At 60.0% G+C, this 18,312-nt stretch carries 22 protein-coding genes; 11 read left to right on the top strand and 11 right to left on the bottom strand.

Annotated elements, in window-relative coordinates; genetic code table 11:
• Window positions 1-40: 40 nt before the first annotated feature.
• From EN804_RS08180 to EN804_RS08165, 4 genes are all read right to left on the bottom strand, one after another.
• Window positions 41-1,600 (bottom strand): E2 ligase fold family C protein, encoded by a 1,560-nt coding sequence (locus tag EN804_RS08180; protein ID WP_135919099.1) that lies wholly within the window; start codon window positions 1,598-1,600, stop codon window positions 41-43.
• Between the two features lie 2 nt (window positions 1,601-1,602).
• Window positions 1,603-1,989: a Mov34/MPN/PAD-1 family protein gene (locus EN804_RS08175; RefSeq protein ID WP_246693387.1), complete on the bottom strand. Its 387-nt coding sequence runs from the start codon at window positions 1,987-1,989 to the stop codon at window positions 1,603-1,605.
• Window positions 1,990-2,087: 98 nt separating this feature from the next.
• A complete protein-coding gene (locus EN804_RS08170; protein WP_135919097.1) occupies window positions 2,088-2,696 on the bottom strand; it encodes a putative metal-binding protein in 609 nt (202 codons plus the stop codon).
• Window positions 2,689-2,985, bottom strand: coding sequence for a DUF2604 domain-containing protein (locus EN804_RS08165; RefSeq protein WP_135919096.1), 297 nt, complete (start codon window positions 2,983-2,985; stop codon window positions 2,689-2,691). Before EN804_RS08165 ends, EN804_RS08170 begins: the two co-directional genes overlap by 8 nt.
• 668 nt (window positions 2,986-3,653) lie before the next feature.
• Between EN804_RS08165 and EN804_RS08160 the strand changes: the two genes are divergently transcribed.
• From EN804_RS08160 to EN804_RS08120, 9 genes are all read left to right on the top strand, one after another.
• On the top strand, window positions 3,654-4,610 hold the full coding sequence (locus EN804_RS08160) for a DUF1403 family protein (RefSeq protein ID WP_135919095.1): 957 nt from the start codon (window positions 3,654-3,656) through the stop codon (window positions 4,608-4,610).
• A 2-nt stretch (window positions 4,611-4,612) separates the two neighbouring features.
• Window positions 4,613-5,284: an SMC-Scp complex subunit ScpB gene (locus EN804_RS08155; RefSeq protein ID WP_135919094.1), complete on the top strand. Its 672-nt coding sequence runs from the start codon at window positions 4,613-4,615 to the stop codon at window positions 5,282-5,284.
• Window positions 5,285-5,568: 284 nt separating this feature from the next.
• The gene (locus EN804_RS08150) at window positions 5,569-5,829 is read left to right on the top strand and encodes a hypothetical protein (protein ID WP_135919093.1); all 261 of its coding nucleotides are present in this window, start codon (window positions 5,569-5,571) and stop codon (window positions 5,827-5,829) included.
• Window positions 5,826-6,221, top strand: coding sequence for an E2/UBC family protein (locus EN804_RS08145; protein WP_189524451.1), 396 nt, complete (start codon window positions 5,826-5,828; stop codon window positions 6,219-6,221). Before EN804_RS08150 ends, EN804_RS08145 begins: the two co-directional genes overlap by 4 nt.
• Window positions 6,218-7,546, top strand: a complete 1,329-nt coding sequence (locus EN804_RS08140; RefSeq protein WP_135919091.1) for a ThiF family adenylyltransferase — start codon at window positions 6,218-6,220, stop codon at window positions 7,544-7,546. The genes EN804_RS08145 and EN804_RS08140 overlap by 4 nt, the downstream gene beginning before the upstream one ends.
• Entirely contained in the window at window positions 7,543-8,085 is a 543-nt protein-coding gene (locus EN804_RS08135) for a DUF6527 family protein (RefSeq protein WP_135919090.1), read from the top strand. Before EN804_RS08140 ends, EN804_RS08135 begins: the two co-directional genes overlap by 4 nt.
• Entirely contained in the window at window positions 8,076-8,312 is a 237-nt protein-coding gene (locus EN804_RS08130; protein WP_135919089.1) for a multiubiquitin domain-containing protein, read from the top strand. The genes EN804_RS08135 and EN804_RS08130 overlap by 10 nt, the downstream gene beginning before the upstream one ends.
• Before the next feature lie 7 nt (window positions 8,313-8,319).
• The gene (locus EN804_RS08125) at window positions 8,320-9,801 is read left to right on the top strand and encodes a phosphotransferase (RefSeq protein WP_135919088.1); all 1,482 of its coding nucleotides are present in this window, start codon (window positions 8,320-8,322) and stop codon (window positions 9,799-9,801) included.
• A gap of 194 nt (window positions 9,802-9,995) precedes the next feature.
• Window positions 9,996-10,607: a hypothetical protein gene (locus EN804_RS08120; protein WP_135919087.1), complete on the top strand. Its 612-nt coding sequence runs from the start codon at window positions 9,996-9,998 to the stop codon at window positions 10,605-10,607.
• A gap of 25 nt (window positions 10,608-10,632) precedes the next feature.
• On the opposite strand, the gene EN804_RS08115 is transcribed toward EN804_RS08120, so the two are convergent.
• From EN804_RS08115 to EN804_RS08105, 3 genes are read right to left on the bottom strand one after another with little or no spacing between them, the layout of a single operon-like run.
• Window positions 10,633-11,070, bottom strand: coding sequence for a DUF6527 family protein (locus tag EN804_RS08115; protein WP_135919086.1), 438 nt, complete (start codon window positions 11,068-11,070; stop codon window positions 10,633-10,635).
• The gene (locus EN804_RS08110; protein WP_135919085.1) at window positions 11,067-12,239 is read right to left on the bottom strand and encodes a ThiF family adenylyltransferase; all 1,173 of its coding nucleotides are present in this window, start codon (window positions 12,237-12,239) and stop codon (window positions 11,067-11,069) included. Before EN804_RS08110 ends, EN804_RS08115 begins: the two co-directional genes overlap by 4 nt.
• Window positions 12,214-12,483, bottom strand: coding sequence for a multiubiquitin domain-containing protein (locus EN804_RS08105; protein ID WP_135919084.1), 270 nt, complete (start codon window positions 12,481-12,483; stop codon window positions 12,214-12,216). The genes EN804_RS08110 and EN804_RS08105 overlap by 26 nt, the downstream gene beginning before the upstream one ends.
• A gap of 129 nt (window positions 12,484-12,612) precedes the next feature.
• Between EN804_RS08105 and EN804_RS08100 the strand changes: the two genes are divergently transcribed.
• Together EN804_RS08100 and EN804_RS08095 are read left to right on the top strand one after the other, a co-directional pair.
• Window positions 12,613-12,957 (top strand): helix-turn-helix domain-containing protein, encoded by a 345-nt coding sequence (locus tag EN804_RS08100; protein ID WP_135919083.1) that lies wholly within the window; start codon window positions 12,613-12,615, stop codon window positions 12,955-12,957.
• Window positions 12,958-12,959: 2 nt separating this feature from the next.
• On the top strand, window positions 12,960-13,508 hold the full coding sequence (locus EN804_RS08095; protein ID WP_189524452.1) for an ImmA/IrrE family metallo-endopeptidase: 549 nt from the start codon (window positions 12,960-12,962) through the stop codon (window positions 13,506-13,508).
• 5 nt (window positions 13,509-13,513) lie between these two features.
• Here EN804_RS08095 and EN804_RS08090 read toward each other — a convergent pair whose 3' ends face one another.
• The 4 genes from EN804_RS08090 to EN804_RS08075 all read right to left on the bottom strand — a co-directional run bounded on the left by EN804_RS08090 (window position 13,514) and on the right by EN804_RS08075 (window position 18,251).
• Entirely contained in the window at window positions 13,514-15,751 is a 2,238-nt protein-coding gene (locus EN804_RS08090) for a S8 family peptidase (protein ID WP_246693385.1), read from the bottom strand.
• Entirely contained in the window at window positions 15,729-16,862 is a 1,134-nt protein-coding gene (locus tag EN804_RS08085; protein ID WP_246693384.1) for an ATP-binding protein, read from the bottom strand. The genes EN804_RS08090 and EN804_RS08085 overlap by 23 nt, the downstream gene beginning before the upstream one ends.
• Before the next feature lie 424 nt (window positions 16,863-17,286).
• Entirely contained in the window at window positions 17,287-17,517 is a 231-nt protein-coding gene (locus EN804_RS08080) for a hypothetical protein (protein ID WP_348642031.1), read from the bottom strand.
• A gap of 269 nt (window positions 17,518-17,786) precedes the next feature.
• Entirely contained in the window at window positions 17,787-18,251 is a 465-nt protein-coding gene (locus EN804_RS08075; protein ID WP_135919080.1) for a hypothetical protein, read from the bottom strand.
• Between the last annotated feature and the right edge of the window lie 61 nt (window positions 18,252-18,312).

Genomic DNA, 18,312 nt, shown 5'->3' with positions numbered 1-18,312 from the left:
ACAAGCCGTCGGCCCTGGGATCGGAGATATCCGCGTCTCGTTAGGCGGCGGAGACATCGCTTGGCTGTTCCACGCTCTTGCCGTATTTGCGCCTGTAAGCGGCGATGAAATCTTCGTCGCTACAGATGCAGCGGCCGCTGGAATCTTTGGCCTTGGGATCGTGCAAGTGGGAGCCGAGGGGGCGCAGAAGATTCACCCGAGTGCTCGTCGTCGGGCTCACGGGAAAACCCGCACTATGTTTGACCAGCTCCGCCGCAAGCATAATCCCGGCAAGCGCTGACTGAAAGGCCATTGGAACCAGGGTTCGTACGCGGCGACTTCCATCACTGAGCTGGAACACCAAACCGCCGCAGACAGCCTGCTGATAAAAGGAGCGCAGGGGCTGGCCAACAAACGGAGCGAGCGGCTCAAAGGGGACCGCCATCGCTGTGGCCACTCGAGCTACAAAGTCGTCAGCAACTCCGGCATTGGTCTGGAGCAGCGTTTTCACGTGCTCGTGTGCATCCGGTATTCCGAGTTCCTCGGCAATCAGCTGGTGCTCGTCCTTGGATTTCCCAGACGGCATGTACATGCAACAAAGGCAAGCTTGGCCGTCATCGAACCCGTGCCGCGAGATGCCGAGGTCGTGCTCCTGCGTCCAGGCATTCGCGATCCATCGGGGCAGTGCACCTTGGACCGCCAGACGGTCGGCGGCGGTGTCGAGCGCCACACCCACTCGGTCGAAGCCCCAGTCGCCGCGGTGCGCAACATATTCTGCCCACTTCAGCGGATGCGCCTCGACCTTGAGCGCGGTCGATCGAAGAGCGGTGGTTGCAAGAACCGCCTTGGACATGCCGACCTCTGCCTGGCCGGCCAACACGTAGCGCTGCAGGTTTGAGAGCTCGATCGTTTCGTGATCGACTACATGCAGCCGACCCGAAAGGCCGGGTTGCTTCGCCAGGGTCCAAAGCGAGCCATGGCCTATCGCGCCCAGCCCAACGAAGTGCATTTCGCCAAGGTCGACACTAAACTTGGTCGGGCCTGCTCCGCCTGCTTTGGTCTTGTTATAGCTGTATAAGGAGAGGTCGATATTTTCGTCCAACTCGGCGCCGGTCAGCTGGGCCGCGAAGATCATTCGAAAGACGTTGGCGGCGGCGAAGCAACTGGCGGCGCCGGCTCCATAGGGCAGCAAACTCGAGCCGGAGCCCACCGGGTCCGTATGCGACAGCTTTGCTGCCCAGCCGTCCGAACCAATGAAGAAGGTTGGGCACCGAAGTGATGGGCGCATCGCCCCTGCAACGATGCCGACCGTCGCGAACTTGCCGGAACGCCGGATGCCGATTCTTGGATTGATCGACTTTGCCAGGCGCTCTAGCGCTTGGGCTTGAGAACTCGCTGCGCTGTCCAAGGGGAGTATCGCCAGAACCGGATAGAGTCTGGCGAGCAACCTCACCACAAGATCCAGCGTCGCCTGGCCTTCGGCGCACGAGGCCGCCTGATTGTCGAAAGCGATGGCCACGACCTGCTTTTCGAGAACTGCCTTAAAGTCACCCAGATGAAAGTCTGTCAGGACCTGAGATGCTGCCGTAGCAGCGCGGTCGATGAAATTAGCAAGGGTCATCGTCAGCTCGTTATCGTGATCATTCGCATCAGGACTGCGGACGCGACCTCATTCCAGTTCGCCTTCGCGTCAAGTCGATAGGCAGCGACCCGAGCAAGATCGAAAGGATCGCGCGCGAAATTGGGCACCACCAGCGACAGACACCCCACCGTGGTTGCTATCGCGTAGGCGTCATCGGTCGTCGAATGGTAGGCCCGGCCCGGATGGCTATGGATCTGCGCCAGGAGCGTCAGGCCACGTCTGTAGAGCCAAACATTGAGCCGGTGCAGTTCTTCGGCAGGAACCATCACGCATACGCCGTCGCTCGTGCGGATGTGACGTTGCGCCGGGATAACCGTTTCCGTTACGGCAAAGTGCTGTTCTTGCTGAACGCCGACCCAGAGCGCCATGCCCTCATGGCCCTGCTGTCCAACCGAGCGCAGATGCGCCTGTACAGCGGACACACAGTCTCGGGGGAGGTCAACTGTCCTGACGGCCTCCAGAGCGGTCATTCCGGGATGGCTGGCAGAGGTGCTGCCAGCCCCACCACTGAAATTTGGAGCTGAAGCTGCTCTACTGGAGTGAGTCCGTATTTGATTATTTGGTACAGGATGAAGGCCAAACAGCCTTCTCCAGAACCCCGGTGGAGAAGCCATGAATCACCTGAATGGGCTGGATTGTCGTGGTATTCTCGCACGCCTGCCATGCACAGGAAGGGCGCGTGTTCCATACTATTGGCCTGGATGAAGTCCGTCAGCTGCACGGTGTTCTGCGGCAGGACCGGTACAATCTCCGTTGGGGGTCCGGGTAGCGGCGACCGTCTCAGCATCTTAAGCTGTAGATCCTTGCGGGCAATCGGCTGGCGCTTAAATGGGTCGACGAAGACCACCGACGGAGGTCGGAGATCGTAATTGGAAAAGTCGATCTCGACAGCTGCGCCGATTACCTGTGGCTTTAACTTCGGCGGCGCAAAGATGAAGAAGGCGCGTGGGAAGATCGCCTCGATCAGGAAGCATCCCTGCGCCCGATAAACACCCGCTTGTCCAAGGAACCAGCCGATCTCCCGATCGAATTTCGCTCGGGAGACCACAGGATCGACAGTTTGGGGTTCAGGCACCTGCGACGCCTGCCTTCAGGCTGAGGTACAAGGTCACGGGATTTGCAAAACCGAAATCGCCAACTTTCTTGTCGACGTCGAGCAAGTTGCCAGCCTCATCCTTGAATTCCCAATTCTCGGCCGGTTGGGCGACGTTCTGCGTGTTTTCAAGGGCTTTGGTACGAACAACGTGCAGCGGCTGGTTGGGATTGGCTTCGACCTGCGTGGGCTGGCCGTTCACCACCACTGTAATCTCGATCTTGCCTGGCCCGCCGCCGTGATTATCGCCCTTACCCGAATCCTTCGACATCGTCCTACTCCTGTGGCTTGCCAACCGGCCCCAGGCCCTTATGCCCACCTGCTAGTGAGACCGGCGATCTTCAATCGTCCACCGGCGCCACGGGCCGCGAGTACGCGAAAGACAGGGGATAAGCTACCGAATCGGTGCTACCTTCTTTTACGTGTGACTTAAGCGGCAAGTAAACGGGCTGAAATCGCTCTTCACAACTATAATCGATTAGAGCAATGCGAAAATATTGGCGCCACTCCTATTCATGTGCTCTTTCACGCGCTGCTCCACTGGCCGCGCGAAAAATTGACGCGCCCCGCGCAAGTCCGCCGACCAGTATGATTTCAGGTTCGATTGGGCGGGCGCTGTATGATTTGGCTGGGGGCGGCTTCTGGCCGCTGCAATCTTGACGGAGGGTTCATAGAATAGGCAATCACGCGGAATCTAGAGTTGGTGATCCGGGCTCGATCTCTTCGAAAGGTGTCTCGGAAGCAGGTCGCCGTGACTAACTCGGGGTACCGCGATAGTCGCGACGAGAAGACGGGCGACGTGAGTGGCTGCACCGAAGACGGAATGGAGCTAAATGATTGATAATGCAACATTATCATTCGTTTTCTCTCTCCGACAAGCTGTGCGTTTTTGGCCGAAATTGATGGCGCAAAGCGCACCGGCATTTTACCCTCGAAATCATGATTCGCCTCGATCCCGCGACCGCCAGCCTCGCCGCGCCGCCCGCCGTTCCGGCTTGGGCGCTCGCAAGCGCCGGCGCGCCGGGCGACTTTGACGCCGCCTTCCAGGCCGGCGCCGCCTTGGGCGCCCTCGACACGCTCGCCCGGGCGCAGCCTGCCTGGGCCGGCGCCTGGCGCCAGCGGCTGGCGCTCAAATGCGCGGCCGCCAGCGTGCGGCTGGCCGGCCGCGCTGAGGATGAGGCCGCCCTGCGCGATGCCTGGCAGCTTTGCCCGGCCGGCGCCGCTCCCGGTCCCGCCGGCGCCATTTTTGGCGCCTGGCGCCAGCTGGCGCTGCAGCCGCCCGTCTTCAGCGCCCATCGGCTGGCAAAAGGGACCGAGATGCTCGGGCTCGCCTGGGACGATGAGGCGCTCGCCGACCTTTGCACGGAGATCGAAGACGTGGCGGGCTCGCAGCGGCCGGCGCCGTTCGCCGCGGCGGCGATCGCCGCCCGCGTCGTCGCCATGCGCCCCGATGCCGAGCTCTTTGGCTGGTGGCTCGCCGACCTGGTGCTGGCGCAGCGCCTGCGCTGGCCGCGGCCGCTGCCGCTGCTGATGGCGCAGGCTTTTGGCCCGGCCTTCCGCGCCGAGGGCGGCGGCGGCAAGCGCATCCGACCCGGGCAAAAAGGTTTCGAGCGTGCGGTCTGCCTGGCGCTGGTTCAGGCAGCGGCCGAGGCCTGCCGGCTGGCCGCTGAACTGTCGCGCCGCGCCGAAAAACTCCTCGCAGTGGCGCCAAAACTGCGCGCCAAGGGCGCCGGCGATGTGATTTTTTTGCTGCTGAATGAAGACGCCGTTTCGGGCTCGCTGACGACGAAGAATTTCTCACGCTTTGCGGCGCGACGGCTGTTCGAACGGCTGCAACAGCTCGAGGCTGTGCGGGAACTCTCCGGCCGTCCGACCTTCCGGCTGTTTGGGCTGTAGCGATGAGCCAAGCCTCCGTTCGCCGCAAGATAAACGAGCAGCCGGCACTGCTGGACACCGAGCTCGAGCACCTGCCGCCGGAGCTGCGCTGGCGCGAGTGGATGGGCCGCGTCGAAGCGGTGATCTTTGCCGCCAGCGAGCCTGTGTCGCGCGATGTGCTGGCGCGGGTGGTGGGAAGAAACTGCAATCTCGATCTGGTCATCGACGACATCCGCGCCGAGCTCGCCGGTCGCCCCTACGAACTGGTCGCGGTCGCCGGTGGCTGGCAGCACCGGACCAAAAGGGTTTTTGGCGACGCCATCCACGCCGCCTTCGGCACGCCGGCGGGGCAGGGGACAAAAGAGCTGACGCAATCGGAGGCGCTCGTGCTGATGTGCATCGCCTATTTCCAGCCGATCACCCGTGGCGAGCTGTCATCCTTCTTCGGCAAGGAGGTGTCGCGCGATCTGATCGGCGTGCTGCGCGCGCAGGAGCTGATCGCCTCGGGGCCGCGCAGCCCACAGCCGGGCGCGCCCTACACCTATGTGACGACCAAGAACTTCCTTTCGCAGTTCGGGCTCGACACGCTGCGCCAGCTGCCGGATTTCGAGGCGCTCGAGGACGCTGGGCTGCTGTCGAAGGAGAAGCTGATGGCGGGCGATATTCCAGCCGGGTTAGCTGACGAGGGGGGCTAGGCCGATATTCTTGTAGGCCCAGTACCGTGAGCGGGCTTCCTCGGGTTGCGGCGATTAAGACGCCACGAGCGTGCTGACCCGTGGCCGGCTCAGTTGGCGCCCTGAGGTCCCGGATTGCTGGCCAATCCGCGCAACATGGACTTCAGCGTGGTCTAGGGTCCGCTGCGCCACTACTTTGTATATCTGCGTTATTTCGGCCGTATAGCTGCCTTGGCTCACCTGCAAACAACTTGCACGCTAGGGATTCGCTTCCTACATCTGTCCTATTCTGTTTTGAGGGCTCCATGTCAGGCAAATACGAATTTCGCTACGGCGACACCAAAGTCGATTCCGATCTGGAATTTATGACCGGCGCACAGATCAAGGCTGCGATAAAATCGCTGGTGCCGGCTTTCGACCCTAGCCAGGATCTCGTGCTCGAGGGTCGGGGGAACGATGCCGATCAGGTCATAACCGATGACCAGTCGGTCGACCTCTCCCACAAGCATGGCGGTCCCAAGCAATTCTTTTCACGCCCCCCGACGAATTTCGGCGGCCGCGCTTGATTTCCCCGATCACGCTCAAGGAGATCGAACGTGTAAGGGAGCGCTTTCCGGAGGCAGCCTACCAAGAGCTGCCATCCGCGGCGATCCTCGTCACGCTACCGAATGTCCCGCTCGCGGACGGGTGGTCGCATGGCGAGACAACGATATGGTTTGTGATTCCGGTTGGATATCCCGGCCCATGTCCGGATTGCTTTTGGGTCGAGGGCAAGCTGCGACTGGCCAGCGGTGCCGTTCCCCAAGCAGCGCAGATGCAGACAATTCCTGAAACGCCAATCGAAGCCTTGTGGTTCTCATGGCACGTGACGGATGCCCAAAAGCAGTGGAATCCGGCGCGTGACAAACTGGCCACATATGTTTCAATCATCCTCGACAGGCTTGGGAAGGTTGTATGATTTCGCTTGCCTTCGCAGCACCGGCTTTATCTGACCTACGTGCGGCGCTTGATGATGCAACGCTGGAGAGCGCGGCGATCCTGCTATGCGAGCCTGTCTTGGAGGGTGCACAGGCGCGCATCCTTGTCAAAAAAGCCTATGTTGCGTCTGATCAGGACTATCTGGAACGGTCGGCTGCGCGGGTCAGCCTGGATCCGAAATTCTGCCTGCCGATCGAGAAGGCAGCAAAGCAAAGTGGGCTTTCTCTGGTCTATGTCCACACGCATCCGACGGCTGGGCATCCTGACTTTTCCTTCGAAGATGATGCAACAGAGGCCAAGCTCGCCGAATATCTAGGCTGGCGATGCCCAGGTGTTCCTCACATGGCGCTCCTCTTTCCAAAGGATGCACCGCCACGCTGCCGCGTACTCGGCTCGGCCCAGCCGGTGCGCGTGCTTGAAATTGGCGCAAACCTTGTCTCGGCAACGGAAGATTCCCAGCAACCCGACACCGATCGTTTCGATCGTCAGATTCGGGCCTTTGGGAAAGATGGTCAGCAACGGATCGCTGCCTTGCAGGTCGGCATTGTCGGGCTTGGAGGCACCGGCTCGATTGTAGCTCAGCAACTGGCCCACTTGGGCATTCAAAGGTTTCTGCTCATTGACCCTGACGAAATAGAAATCAGCAACCTGAACAGGGTGGTTGGAGCAACGCCAGCGGATGTGGGGCAGACAAAGGTAGCAATTGCTGGACGTATGATACGGCATATCCGCTCGGACGCGGACGTTGTGGCCATTGTTGGTGATGTCACGACGCGGTCGGTGGCCCGACGGCTTTCGCGTACCGATTTCATTTTTTGCTGCACGGACACGCACGCCAGCCGCCACACAATAAATCAGCTTGCTTACCAGTATCTCATTCCAGCCATTGACCTCGGCGTTGCCATCGGCGCCTCGGGGGATCAAACTACGATCGGCTCTCATGTGCAGATGCTGGCACCCAATCTCCCTTGCCTATGGTGCTCCAACCATTTGAATGCGCATCGCATTCGCGAGGAACTTATGACGGAAGAGCAGCGTACCGCCGATCCCTATTTTGAAAATGGAACCGGCGTTGAACAACCTGCCGTCATTAGCCTCAATGGCACGACCGCTTCATTGGCAATCACTATGTTTCTATCGACAGTCGCTGGTATCCCCTCGCGTCCACGATATCTTGCCTATGATGCCGTGCGCGGCCGCATGAATGCACTGGCGGTAACTGCGAACCCTGACTGCCCCTTCTGTGGTTCGGATTCGACCTTGGGAGTGGGTGATAGGGCTCCATTGCCTGGCCGACCAGAATGACGCGCGCCCGCAAATTAAGGCTACTCGGCGAAGCTGAGGGACATAATCAAGCTCAGAGTCTTTTGGAAAAACCCGGAGATGTTGTCGTCGATCGACGCGGCGTTGAGCGCGCGTTGGTTATGGCCTGTCCGGACGGGTGTGGCGATGTGCTGACGATCAATCTCGACGGCCGGTCCGGCAAGGCCTGGCGATTGGATCGTCGTCACGGCAACCTCACTGTATATCCATCGGTCTGGCGCGATAGCGGGTGTCGTGCGCATTTCATAGTTTGGCGCGGTCAGATTCTGTGGTGCGATTGGCGTGAGGGGCCAGATCCGGCGGATCAAGCCCTTACGAACCGCGTTCTCGGCCATTTGCTAGAACACTCGGGGCTTTTTGTACACTATGAGCAAGTGGCAGAAGCGCTTGATGAAAATCCATGGGATGTCGCGTGGGCGTGTCGTGTCCTCGCCTCCAACGGCAAGGCGATCCAGAAGGATTTTGTTCTCTATTGCGCCGGTGCGAAGCAGCCGGGCGAAGGGCATTTTGAATGGGAGTGAGTGAGCGTCCGAAACGTACCGTCGTGATCAATGGGCGGGTTTTTGAGGTCGCTCTCGCCGAGCTTTCGCAGTTGCAGATCCGCACGCTAGCGAACCTGTCGCCAGAAGATGATCTGATTTTGGAGGTAAGTGGTGGCGCCGACCGCGTGCTTGGGCCTGATGAGCGGGTAGAACTCTCCTCTGACGTCCCCCATATCTTCAGTCGCCCGCAGACCTCGTTCGGGTGAAGTTGCGATGCGAAACAGGATCATTTGGGTTGGTGACGGTCCGACGCCTGAGATCGAACGCCAGCTCACTGAACGGTGGTTGCAACTTGACAAACGCTGCGCCGAAACGGCCGTCGAAGCGCTGGCTAACGGACGTGTCCTCGTCATTTCCTGCGCTTCGGCCGGTGATCCTGTCCTTCCCATAGCCAAAGAGCGCCTAATCGACCAGGCCCTGCGACATGGCTTAATGGTAAGGGTGATTGCCCCGCTTGAAAATCTTGGCGAGGTGCAGCCTGCGGTGAAAACGCAATTCTTCCGCGCCGAAAAGCTCGATGCGGCCGAGCACCTCAGCGAGTTCTGCGAATCTTGTGCGCGGTTTGAACCTGGCCCAGACTTTTCACATTTGGTTGCCATTGAGGGGGCACAAACCCTCAACAGCGAGCAGATCATCTTGCTGAGGCGCGCCTTTTTCGATTGCACCCGCGTCCATCTGAAACGCCTGGAGGGCGGCCGCAGCGCGACCGTCTTTCTGGCGCACGCCGAGCTCGCCGATTCGCGAGCCGGTGCTTACCCTTTGCCATTCTTTGCCAAACTGGATCGACGCACCAAGATTGAACGCGAACTCAAGAACTATCGTGAGTGCACGACCCTTTTTGTCCCATTCTACGCGCGGCCGAACATTGACGAGGCACGCTGCGTGCTGGGGGCTGAATATGGACTGATTGTGGGCAACTTTGTCGAGCAATCGGAGCCGCTCTCGGCTGTTGTGGAGACTGGTCGAGGCCAGTCGGCTATAAATTCCCTGTTTGAGGATGCACTGCGAGGCTGGCGATGGCAGGCGCATCATGGAGGCTATGGGATGATGGTACAACGCCCTATCAGCCAATCCATGGGTGGGGCTCTTTACAACAAACCTGCCAATAGAAGGCTAATCGGGTACGCGACGGAGGCGGCTAAGATCGGGCCGGTTGCAACGCCAGATGCGATCGCCCAGATGCTGGACAACTTGCCTGCCACCCCCCATATGGTTGCACTCTCCCATGGCGATCTCCATGGCAACAACGTTCGGGTTAGGCTAGGTGGCCAGGCCATTCTCATCGATTTTGCCTCTGTCACTACGGCTCCGCTGGTATCAGACCCTTCGCATCTAGAGGTGTCTTTGGCCTTCCATGCGATGGCGGCCGAAAAGGACTGGCAGGAAACCATGACCGCGCTCTACGCGCCCGATGCTTTGTCCTCCGTCCCGGCGCCTAGAACACCCACAAGCCCTCTAAGTGAGCTATGGGATACGGTGCGGCAGATCCGCCGGGTTGGGCTCGGGGACGAGAAGACGCAGGGCGAGTATATGAGCGCGATCGCTGTGGTGCTGCTGCGGAAGGCGTCTCATGAGCGCGATGAAAATGAACATGGGTCAAGACGTCCCTATCTCGTGTGGCTGGCTGATCGAATAACCAACCACCTAAAGGCTCGACAGCCGGGCAAAGCGACAGATAGAGGCAGTAGGGACTGATCGGCTAAGCACACGGGATTGAAGGCACCAGCATTTTGGTCAAGATCCGGGGCTCGATGGTCCTAATGGCCACCATTATAGCGGTTGCCGATCACCCTCACGGCGCATTCTGGAAATGCCCCGCATTTTGATTTGGCTGCGCAGCCTGAATTCTGCGGATAAGCTGTCCTGCATATGTATTGAGCGAGGCACAGATGGCTGAGAAAACGAAACCGCCGCAGATCGCAATCCTGGCCTGGGGATCGCTGATCTGGGATGACCGCTGGCCTTCCTTTGATGACCAGCGCGAGGACTGGCTTGAAGACGGCCCTGTTCTGCCGCTCGAATTCTCCCGCGTTTCCAAGACCCGCAAGGGAGCGCTGACGCTCGTCATCGACCGGGACAACGGCAGCGAATGCAAAGTGATGTATGCGATCAGCCGGCGAAAGAATCCTGCCGACGCGATTGCCGACCTGCGTGACCGTGAGGGCACCATCATGGATCACATGGGGTTTTACTATGCGAAAGAGCCTGAGCGAAAGTGCGTGCCGGCCATACCGGCCGCCATTCGCGCATGGGCCAAGAAGAAGAAATTTGACGTCGTCGTCTGGGCCGGCATGCCCTCGAACTTTTCCGCCAAGAATGCCGTAAAAAGAGGCGAGGCGTTCTCGATTGATACCGCCGTCGCGCACCTGCAAAAGATCACGCCAGAAGGCAAAGCGGCTGCGGCCACCTATGTATGGCGCGCACCCGGACTGGTCGTCACCAAGCTGCGCACAAGACTTCAGGCAGAGCCATGGTTTCCCGCGCCGAAGGACATCGCATAGCGCGCAGCCGGCCGGACCGACTCGACTACCAGCGGCCTTTCCAGCGGCGATAGCAGGAGACCAACTGCCGGCCAATTCCTGCTGCAATACTCCAGGTGCGGGCAAAAAGGCCCGGGCGCTGGGGGATGTGCTTGGCGGCGTCGCGGCGATCGCGCGCCTGAACGCCCGCGATGACTTCAGGCGCCATGCCTGGTGCCCATGAAACCCGGTTGCCGCTGATCCAGTAATGCGACTGGCAGGGAAAACTCCAGTTGCCCACGGACGGGGTCAGCGACACCCTCCCGTCTTTTTCAACAAGTCGCCACTTCGCGGGATTGAGCGGCGTCACGACCTCGCGCCCGCATCCGCAGCAGCACCGGTGCAAGGCGGTTGAATAGCGGCGGGAAATATAGATGACGCCCTCCTCCAGCTCATCGGGAATGAACTCGACGAAGGAGGGCGTCAGGAGATTTGTTCCGCTCATGCGGCACTCTCGTGCACGAACTCGCCTGAACCGATGGAATAGCCGGTGTAAAAATGCGGCCGGGACTGCCTGTAGATCCCGAAGTGCTGCTTCCAGGCCATCACGGCGATCACCGCATTCAGCGAATTCAGCTCCGCGATCTGGATGTTGGTGGCGTATTCGTTCGCACCGCCGTCATCGTCCGCATAGGAGATATGCGGTGCGGCCGCTTCCCTTGTATCGGGTGTGCTCGTCGTCAGCCGGACGATCCCGCCAAGCTGGCCTTCGTGAATAACGACGCCCATGCCGACTTCGGCAAACGGTGTGCCGTTCGCGATAAGCCGGTCGATGACGACCCGCTTCACCGGCCCCCTGTCGATGCAGATGAACACGAAATCGAGTCCGTCAAGGAGCGCGACGTTCGTCTCATCAAGGTAGACGTCATGGGGGACGATACCTTTATGCATGTTCGAATAGAGGTCGGCGAAATACGTCACCTTCTGTGGCTTGATTTCGAGGTCTTCGAGCGATGGGGCGCCCGGCGCGCGGAAGGCGTTGTGCTGGGAGAACACGTCGCCGTCGAAGATATGGATTTGCGCCGCAGCCGTTTTCGTCACGAGGTCGAATACATAGGCGCCGGTGCCGCCCATACCGAGGATACCGACTTTCTGGCCGGCAACCTTGGCGTTCACCGCCCCGATCCCGGCGCGGCTGGTGGCGGTGTCGACATACTTGTACACGCACGATTTGTCGTCCGCCGGGATTGCCGGATAGGTGCGGGCTGTCGCGAGAGGATCGACCTTGGCAGCTTCGCCGGCGATGCGGCCGATATAGGTCGTCATCTTGTGATGGTAGTCGCGGTAATCCGCCTTGGCGGAAAACGTATGATCCGCCTTGACCCCGTCCCCGAAATCCTGGGGCGCTGAGGAGTTCTGGATCGCCGTGATCTTGCTGCCGTCACTGTGGCAGGGGTGCTCCCCGGTCCAGTAGGCGACATGATCGGTGGGCTTCACGGTCTTGTCGCCGGACAGCTCGAGTTTCGAGATCAGGATGCCGAGACGGACGGTTCCCGACGTATCGACATACGGAACGTTCCTGACGAGCAGGTAGCCGCCCCGTATTTCGAGGTCGTAACCCTCGTTCTGCATCCGGAGAAGGTCCGGACTAAGAGCGATTAGTCGACGTGACATCGAATTCCATCCCTTCCTTGATTTTCACCGACTGGCCCTCGACCAGCGTGCCCGACGGCTTGTGGCCGGGACCGCGGGTGTACTGGACGGTGTACTGGATGCCGTCCCCGGTCGGGGGATTATCGAAAGCGAGGGCAACGACCTCTTCAAAGGTCAGCTCTTCTTTCTTCGGGAGTGTCTTTTTGCGGCCGTTGACGATGATGGTCACCGTCTTCGGCCGCTCTTCGTGGTTGAGGTCATTCATCGGTACATATCTTTCTGGCGCGTCGCGCCGTTTGAGGAGGATTGCGATTTCGCAATCAATTCGATATTATAATCTCAGGGATCAAATTGCAAGTTCGCAATTGATTTAATTTTCGCAATTGGAGAGACAATGACCGACCACTTCGACAGCGAAGCCTTCTATGCGGCGCTCAATGCCGCGCGTCTTGGTCGCCAGATGACGTGGAAGGAGGTCGCCGAGGAGGCAGGGGTCAACGCATCGACCCTGTCCAGGATCGGACAGGGTGCCAAGCCTGACGTCAACGGATTAGCGGCCCTGCTGACATGGTCGAATCTTAAGGCCGAGATGTTTATCCCAGGCGCAGGTCGGCAAGAAGCTGAACCGATCGCGCGTATCACCGCCTTGCTGCGCGCCGATCCGAAGCTGTCCGGCGATAAGGCGAAGCTCATGGAGGATATCGTCATCAGTACCTACAAGAAGCTGCGGGATGACTGAAATTGAAGTTCACGCACGGATTTAAGGCAGAGGCCAAACGTATCGCCGCCCGGGTCCGGGAAAAGGTCGGCCTGACGCCGATCTGTCCTATCGACCCCGTGCAAGTCTGCGCCCGCTTTGACATCCGTCTGCTCAAGCTGAGCGAGGTCGAGCCGGACTCCCCTTTTCTGCATGGCGAAAACCGGAAGTTCTTCTCGGCCGTGACCGTGCCGCGTGGCGGCCAGACAGCCATTCTGCACAACGACAAGCATCATGAGCACCGGCAGCGCAGCAACATCTGCCATGAACTCGCGCACTGCTTTCTCGGCCACGGCTTCACACCGCCGCTGACGATCGACGGCGAACGGACGCATGATCGCGGTATCGAGGCCGAAGCAGACTTCCTCGCCGGCGTGTTGCTGCTGACGGACGAGGGCGCGATGCATGTGCTGCGCCAGAGGCTTACGGATGAAGCGCAACATCTCTACGGCGTAAGCGAGCAGATGCTGCAGCTTCGGCTGAACATGAGCGGTGCCTACATCCGCATGCGCCGCGCCGCCGTTTATTCGTAGCAGATTCAGGTTCTGATCGGTATTTCCACGACGGGCCGCAGCGGCTCCAGCTGGGTTGCGTACTTGCGTACAACCTGGTCGTAGAAATCCGCAATGCCTTTTGCCCACACCGTCACGGCCAGAGCATAGGGCAGCTTTTCAGCGGGCGTAAAGTTCCGGCCTTCGAGCCGAGAATTGTAGTGGATGTCAAAGCACGGATTGCGCAGGCTTGACCCCCGGAAGATTCGGCTGGCGTGCAGGCAGTTTTCCCATTTCCAAGCATCGCGCCGTAACTCCTCTTCCTCCCCGCCCGAACGGATGCTGGAGAAGAAGCTTTTTGAATCGGGGTGAAGCTGGTCGTCCGTCTTGAACTTGCCGTCATGCGGCCGGAACGTCACCTCCAGCCCGGCTCTCGTGTAGTTGCCAGGGTGGTGCGGATCGGTCAGGCACTTGTAGGCGAGCGTCGCCATGATCTCGGCGTTGCCGGCAATGCCGCCGTCCGGCAGCGGGATCGGGGCTCGAATGTATTTGGTCGGCGAAATGTCGCCCTGGTAGATCACGCGGATCGTGTCGTCGTCGCACACTACTATGTCTTCCAGCGTGCGCGCGACGCGTCCCCAGCCGACCTCCCGGTAGGGGTGCTCCGAATCCTCGGTCGAGTGCACAAGCAGGGCCCGGACCGCAAGGAGTCCGATGCTGCCGCCGAAATGGGCCTTGATCCCGGCCCCGAGCCGCAATGTGCTGGGCGCCGCGAAGGACGTCCCGCCGGTTGCTTCAAGGCCCGGCTTGCTGCTGCCGCCGATGACTAGGAACGGCCTTTGCAGCGATCCGCCGAACTCGACAAGGTCGGGTTTCATAAGCCCGGGGCTCCTGCCCGGCCCGACTGAACTGTAAGGAGCACGCGCCCATTTTTCGCCGGGCGAGTCGGCCGCACCGACCGCCAGAGCGTTCACGCAGTCGGACGGGACCTGCACGCGGTTAAGACTCAGTTCTTCGTCGCCTTCACCATTGTTGCCGACAGCCACCGCGGCAAGGGTATCGGAACGGGCGAAGCGCTCGTCGAGTACAGCGGTCCAGGCGTGGACATCGTCATCCTCGATGGTGAGAGACGGTCCGATGCTCAAATTCACAAAATCGTAGTGCTTGCGGTCGAGCACGTTCTTGATGCGTCCGAGCACTTCATAGAGTTCATGCAGGTTCTGGCTGGGATCACCATCAAGGACGCGGTAGTGATCGACATTCGCGTAGGGTTGCGGCAGCGGCTGCGAGGGGTCGATCGCGCCGAAAAGAAACGCAGACGTCACCCCCGTCCCGTGCACGAGGAATTCATCGATGGGCGCGCCCGTGCCGGCTATCTCGCGCGCCTGTGCCCATTTCCCAAGCGGATGGGATTTCGGCAGGCCGCCATCGAAGATGGCGGCGGCAATGGAAGGATCGACTGCCGCCTCAGGCGGCAACGAGATCGAAGCCGACGGGATGGCAGACGTACGGATGGCGGGCTGCAGGACGCGCAGCTCCGGCATCTGCCGGACCGCGCGGACGATCGAGAACTGGGCGATAGGCTCGGCGAGCGCGGCCGGGGCCTCGACTTCGACGAAGCAAAGGCCTCCGGCATAGAACCGGTGGTCAAGGCTCGCTTCAACACCAAGGCCCGCAAGGTATCGCCGGAACGCGGGCAGCATGGCCTGCTCGCCCTGAAGGCCTTCCGTGTGCAGCACAACTTCGAACACAGTCTTGCCGCGCTTTGGCAGCGTACCTTTGATCTTGTCGTCAACGCTCTGTGCTTCGATCGCTTCGAGCGTCATCAGGTCCTTAGCAACCTGCGTGCCTTCGACGACCCTTCCCATCGACGCTTGCCAGTTCGCAAAATCCTCTTTGCTCCCCATGACGAAGAGCTCGGTCGTCAGGGCCTCCTCCGGTGGGCGCCCTTTTGAGCGCTGCGCCGGCGTAATCCGGCGCGGCTTGCTGCCGACCGGCGTCAGGCCAGTCTGACGAAACAGCTCTGTTGGAAAATAGGACTTGGCGATGAACTCGGGATTGAGGACGACGGCCGCAACGGCCTGACCCTGCGGGCACGCTTCATCAGGAAGTGACCTGATCTGCTTCACCGTGTCGGCCAGCATCGGCGCAAGGCGGCTGCGCGCCTGCGCAAACGTATACGGCGTCGCCTTGGGGCCGCCGCCGGACCGCACAACAACGGCCTGGGTCAGTCGTTCGCCCTTGCCGAGAAGAAAGTTCGTCTTAGCCATCGTGACCTCGGCCATTGCTCTTCACAGGCTTTTTCTTGGTCCGCGCGCGGATCGTCTCCCGGGCAACCCCGGTTACCTCGTGCGCGGCGCGTTGTGACAGCACGCCCGCATTCACGAGTTCGGCGGCGATGGCGATACGGTCCGCCTTGCTGCCAGCTTGTCCATTGAGAAGCCCTATAAGCTGGTCATCGAGCGGCTCGCCGGAGAGCGCCGCTTTGCGGCGTACCGCACGGAGTTCGCGATCGATGTCGCTGAACGACTGCCCTTCAAGCGGGATCGTCAGAATCTGCGCCCAGTTCTGCGCATGGCTACTGATGGGAGCGAGCGCGTCCGCAAGGTAGGCATGAATAGCTTCACGGTCCGGAATCGGGAAATCGAGCGTTGTGTCAAAGCGCCGCCAGATCGCAGGGTCGAGCAGGTCTGGGTGATTGGTCGCGGCGACGAGCAAACCACGCGACGGCCAGTCGTCGATTTGCTGGATCAGGACGGTGACCAGTCTTTTGAGTTCGCCAATTTCCCCGCGGTCGTCACGACGCTTGGCGATCGCGTCGAGCTCATCAAGGAGCAGCACGCAGTCGAGCGTCTTTGCATAGTCGAGAACGTGCCGCAGATTGGTCCCCGTGCGGCCAAGGTAGCTGCTCATAACGGCCGCGAGATCGAGGATCAGAAGGGGCCGGTTCAGTTCACGGGCAAGCCACCTTGCCCCGAGGGTCTTGCCGACGCCGGGGGCGCCGGTGAACAGGACTGTGCGTGTGGGCTCCAACCCTGCTTTGTGCAAATTCTCTATGCCCTTGCGCTCCGCCACAAGCGTATCGAGAGCGCCTTTCACGACCCTCGAATAGACCGGCTCATGGTCGAGAACCGGATGCTCTTCTATCCGCAGAAGGTGAAAACGGGTATCGCCATCGACGGGAAGGACCGCCTCGGTCTGGCGGCGAAGCGGCGAAGCCCGCGTTGGGGCTTCTCGCAAAAGATCGGCAAGGGAACGCGCCATGGCCGGCGCATTATCGCGATACCCCTTCGCAAAGCGGTGCAGCAGGGTCATAACATCCTGCGGGCGGCCCGACAGCGCTACGCGCGCCAAGTGCACCATGTCTTTTTCAAGCTTGCTGTCGACAGTTGCCACCGAAAATCTTCCTCGTTTAGGCTAGACCCCATTGTAGGCCATGGTGGAAGATTTTTCAATGGAGAAATCTTCCACTCTTCCACAGAAACATCAATATGCTGTTTTATCTATATTTTTATGCGGAAGACTGCATACGCGTGGCTGTTGCTGAGCCAGTTGCTGAAAGCATTTTGGCAAACAGCTTCAAGCCTTCAAGAAGGGCGGCGGAATCGAATGGCGACTCGTCAAGAAGTTGGCCCGAGAGCGGACAGTTGGCTGCCGGCCCCGTTCCAGCCATTGCTATTGATCACCGGGACCGATCGAATGGGTAGGCCTATTGACGTCAAACACGCGACGCCCTTTCAATGTTCGCCTTTTGTGCTTAAAAAGTCGCATAAAGGGCAGTCTGGAACGTATCCGAGGCCGACGAGCCCGACAATAAGCTTCAAAGGACCGTTATCTTCGAGTAGCGGACTACAATTTTATCCTGCCGAAAGCGGCGCTCTAGATCGCTGCGTCGACGCTGCCATTCCGAAGCCTCCACCTTCGGCGTCATCACCTCGAAGACAACGATATCGTCCCGGTCTGTTTCTCCGCCGTCCTTCCAAAGACCCTCCGCAGGCGCCTGAAGGTAGGCGGTCACGCCATCGAAGCGGGCCGTCAGTTCTTCTTTCACGCGGTCGAAATCCGTTCGGGGGAAGGGTTCACCCTGGTTGTCTGAGCGGGGCAACAGTATTTGGACAAGATACATAGTAAGACCGCCACGCTGCGGATCTCAGCGGACCACTTCCAAGGAGCACGCTCGGCGGCTAGCTCGAGGGAAAAGGAAACGGGCAACGCTCGCCCGTTTTTTCACGGTTAGCAATCTCAGATCCAAAATATACCGTCGGTCACGTGCTTGGACCTTTTCCGGCCGCTGCCTTTTTCAACTTCCTGAGGCGTCGCTTACTCCCTCGCGGGAGTTACAATGCGGAATACCGGCCAATGCGCTATCGCGTCGCGCAATTTGCTGAAAATCTTGCCTTGCTTGTCAATGGCAGATCGGACTTGAACTGCGGCCCATCCGGCTTTCATCGTCCCGCCGACGTGGCAATGGCAAACTATAGCGTGCAACTGCCAATCCGCTAGGTCGAAGAAACGCTTCGCTTCGCCATACGTATCGTTCTTCAATCCTTGCGCGCTCAACATCGGATCGGCGAAAGCGATGCTGATCGCGGAGCCGAGGGACTGAGCTTTGTCGCGCACACCCAAGGTCATATATTCCGTCCCGGGGAAGGCGGCGAGACACCGCTCGGGATTTCGTTCGAGCAGCATGGCCCAATGTTCCAAACGCTGACGCCGCGTCATGGCCGGGAAGGATGCTTCGATTTCCGCGACCTCATGCAGTTCTTCAAGTGTCTGATGTTTCATGGCCGTCTCCTGTTGGCGAGGCGCTTGCCTGCAGATTGCACAGGCCGGAATGGGCCTCAGT

Origin of the sequence: Mesorhizobium sp. M8A.F.Ca.ET.161.01.1.1 (genome assembly GCF_004792105.1) — a bacterium.
GTDB lineage: Bacteria > Pseudomonadota > Alphaproteobacteria > Rhizobiales > Rhizobiaceae > Mesorhizobium.
The sequence above is the reverse complement of the archived record's forward strand: the minus strand, read 5'-3'. Positions and strand labels throughout refer to the sequence as shown.

Coding starts and splice junctions, on each gene's coding strand:
- EN804_RS08090 (WP_246693385.1), bottom strand. CDS start 15,751: ATGGCCGAGGTCACGATGGCTAAGACGAACTTTCTTCTCGGCAAGGGC.
- EN804_RS08125 (WP_135919088.1), top strand. CDS start 8,320: ATGCGAAACAGGATCATTTGGGTTGGTGACGGTCCGACGCCTGAGATC.
- EN804_RS08135 (WP_135919090.1), top strand. CDS start 7,543: ATGACGCGCGCCCGCAAATTAAGGCTACTCGGCGAAGCTGAGGGACAT.
- EN804_RS08130 (WP_135919089.1), top strand. CDS start 8,076: ATGGGAGTGAGTGAGCGTCCGAAACGTACCGTCGTGATCAATGGGCGG.
- EN804_RS08155 (WP_135919094.1), top strand. CDS start 4,613: ATGAGCCAAGCCTCCGTTCGCCGCAAGATAAACGAGCAGCCGGCACTG.
- EN804_RS08115 (WP_135919086.1), bottom strand. CDS start 11,070: ATGAGCGGAACAAATCTCCTGACGCCCTCCTTCGTCGAGTTCATTCCC.
- EN804_RS08110 (WP_135919085.1), bottom strand. CDS start 12,239: ATGTCACGTCGACTAATCGCTCTTAGTCCGGACCTTCTCCGGATGCAG.
- EN804_RS08160 (WP_135919095.1), top strand. CDS start 3,654: ATGATTCGCCTCGATCCCGCGACCGCCAGCCTCGCCGCGCCGCCCGCC.
- EN804_RS08120 (WP_135919087.1), top strand. CDS start 9,996: ATGGCTGAGAAAACGAAACCGCCGCAGATCGCAATCCTGGCCTGGGGA.
- EN804_RS08140 (WP_135919091.1), top strand. CDS start 6,218: ATGATTTCGCTTGCCTTCGCAGCACCGGCTTTATCTGACCTACGTGCG.
- EN804_RS08180 (WP_135919099.1), bottom strand. CDS start 1,600: ATGACCCTTGCTAATTTCATCGACCGCGCTGCTACGGCAGCATCTCAG.
- EN804_RS08105 (WP_135919084.1), bottom strand. CDS start 12,483: ATGAATGACCTCAACCACGAAGAGCGGCCGAAGACGGTGACCATCATC.
- EN804_RS08175 (WP_246693387.1), bottom strand. CDS start 1,989: ATGGCGCTCTGGGTCGGCGTTCAGCAAGAACAGCACTTTGCCGTAACG.
- EN804_RS08150 (WP_135919093.1), top strand. CDS start 5,569: ATGTCAGGCAAATACGAATTTCGCTACGGCGACACCAAAGTCGATTCC.
- EN804_RS08100 (WP_135919083.1), top strand. CDS start 12,613: ATGACCGACCACTTCGACAGCGAAGCCTTCTATGCGGCGCTCAATGCC.
- EN804_RS08165 (WP_135919096.1), bottom strand. CDS start 2,985: ATGTCGAAGGATTCGGGTAAGGGCGATAATCACGGCGGCGGGCCAGGC.
- EN804_RS08075 (WP_135919080.1), bottom strand. CDS start 18,251: ATGAAACATCAGACACTTGAAGAACTGCATGAGGTCGCGGAAATCGAA.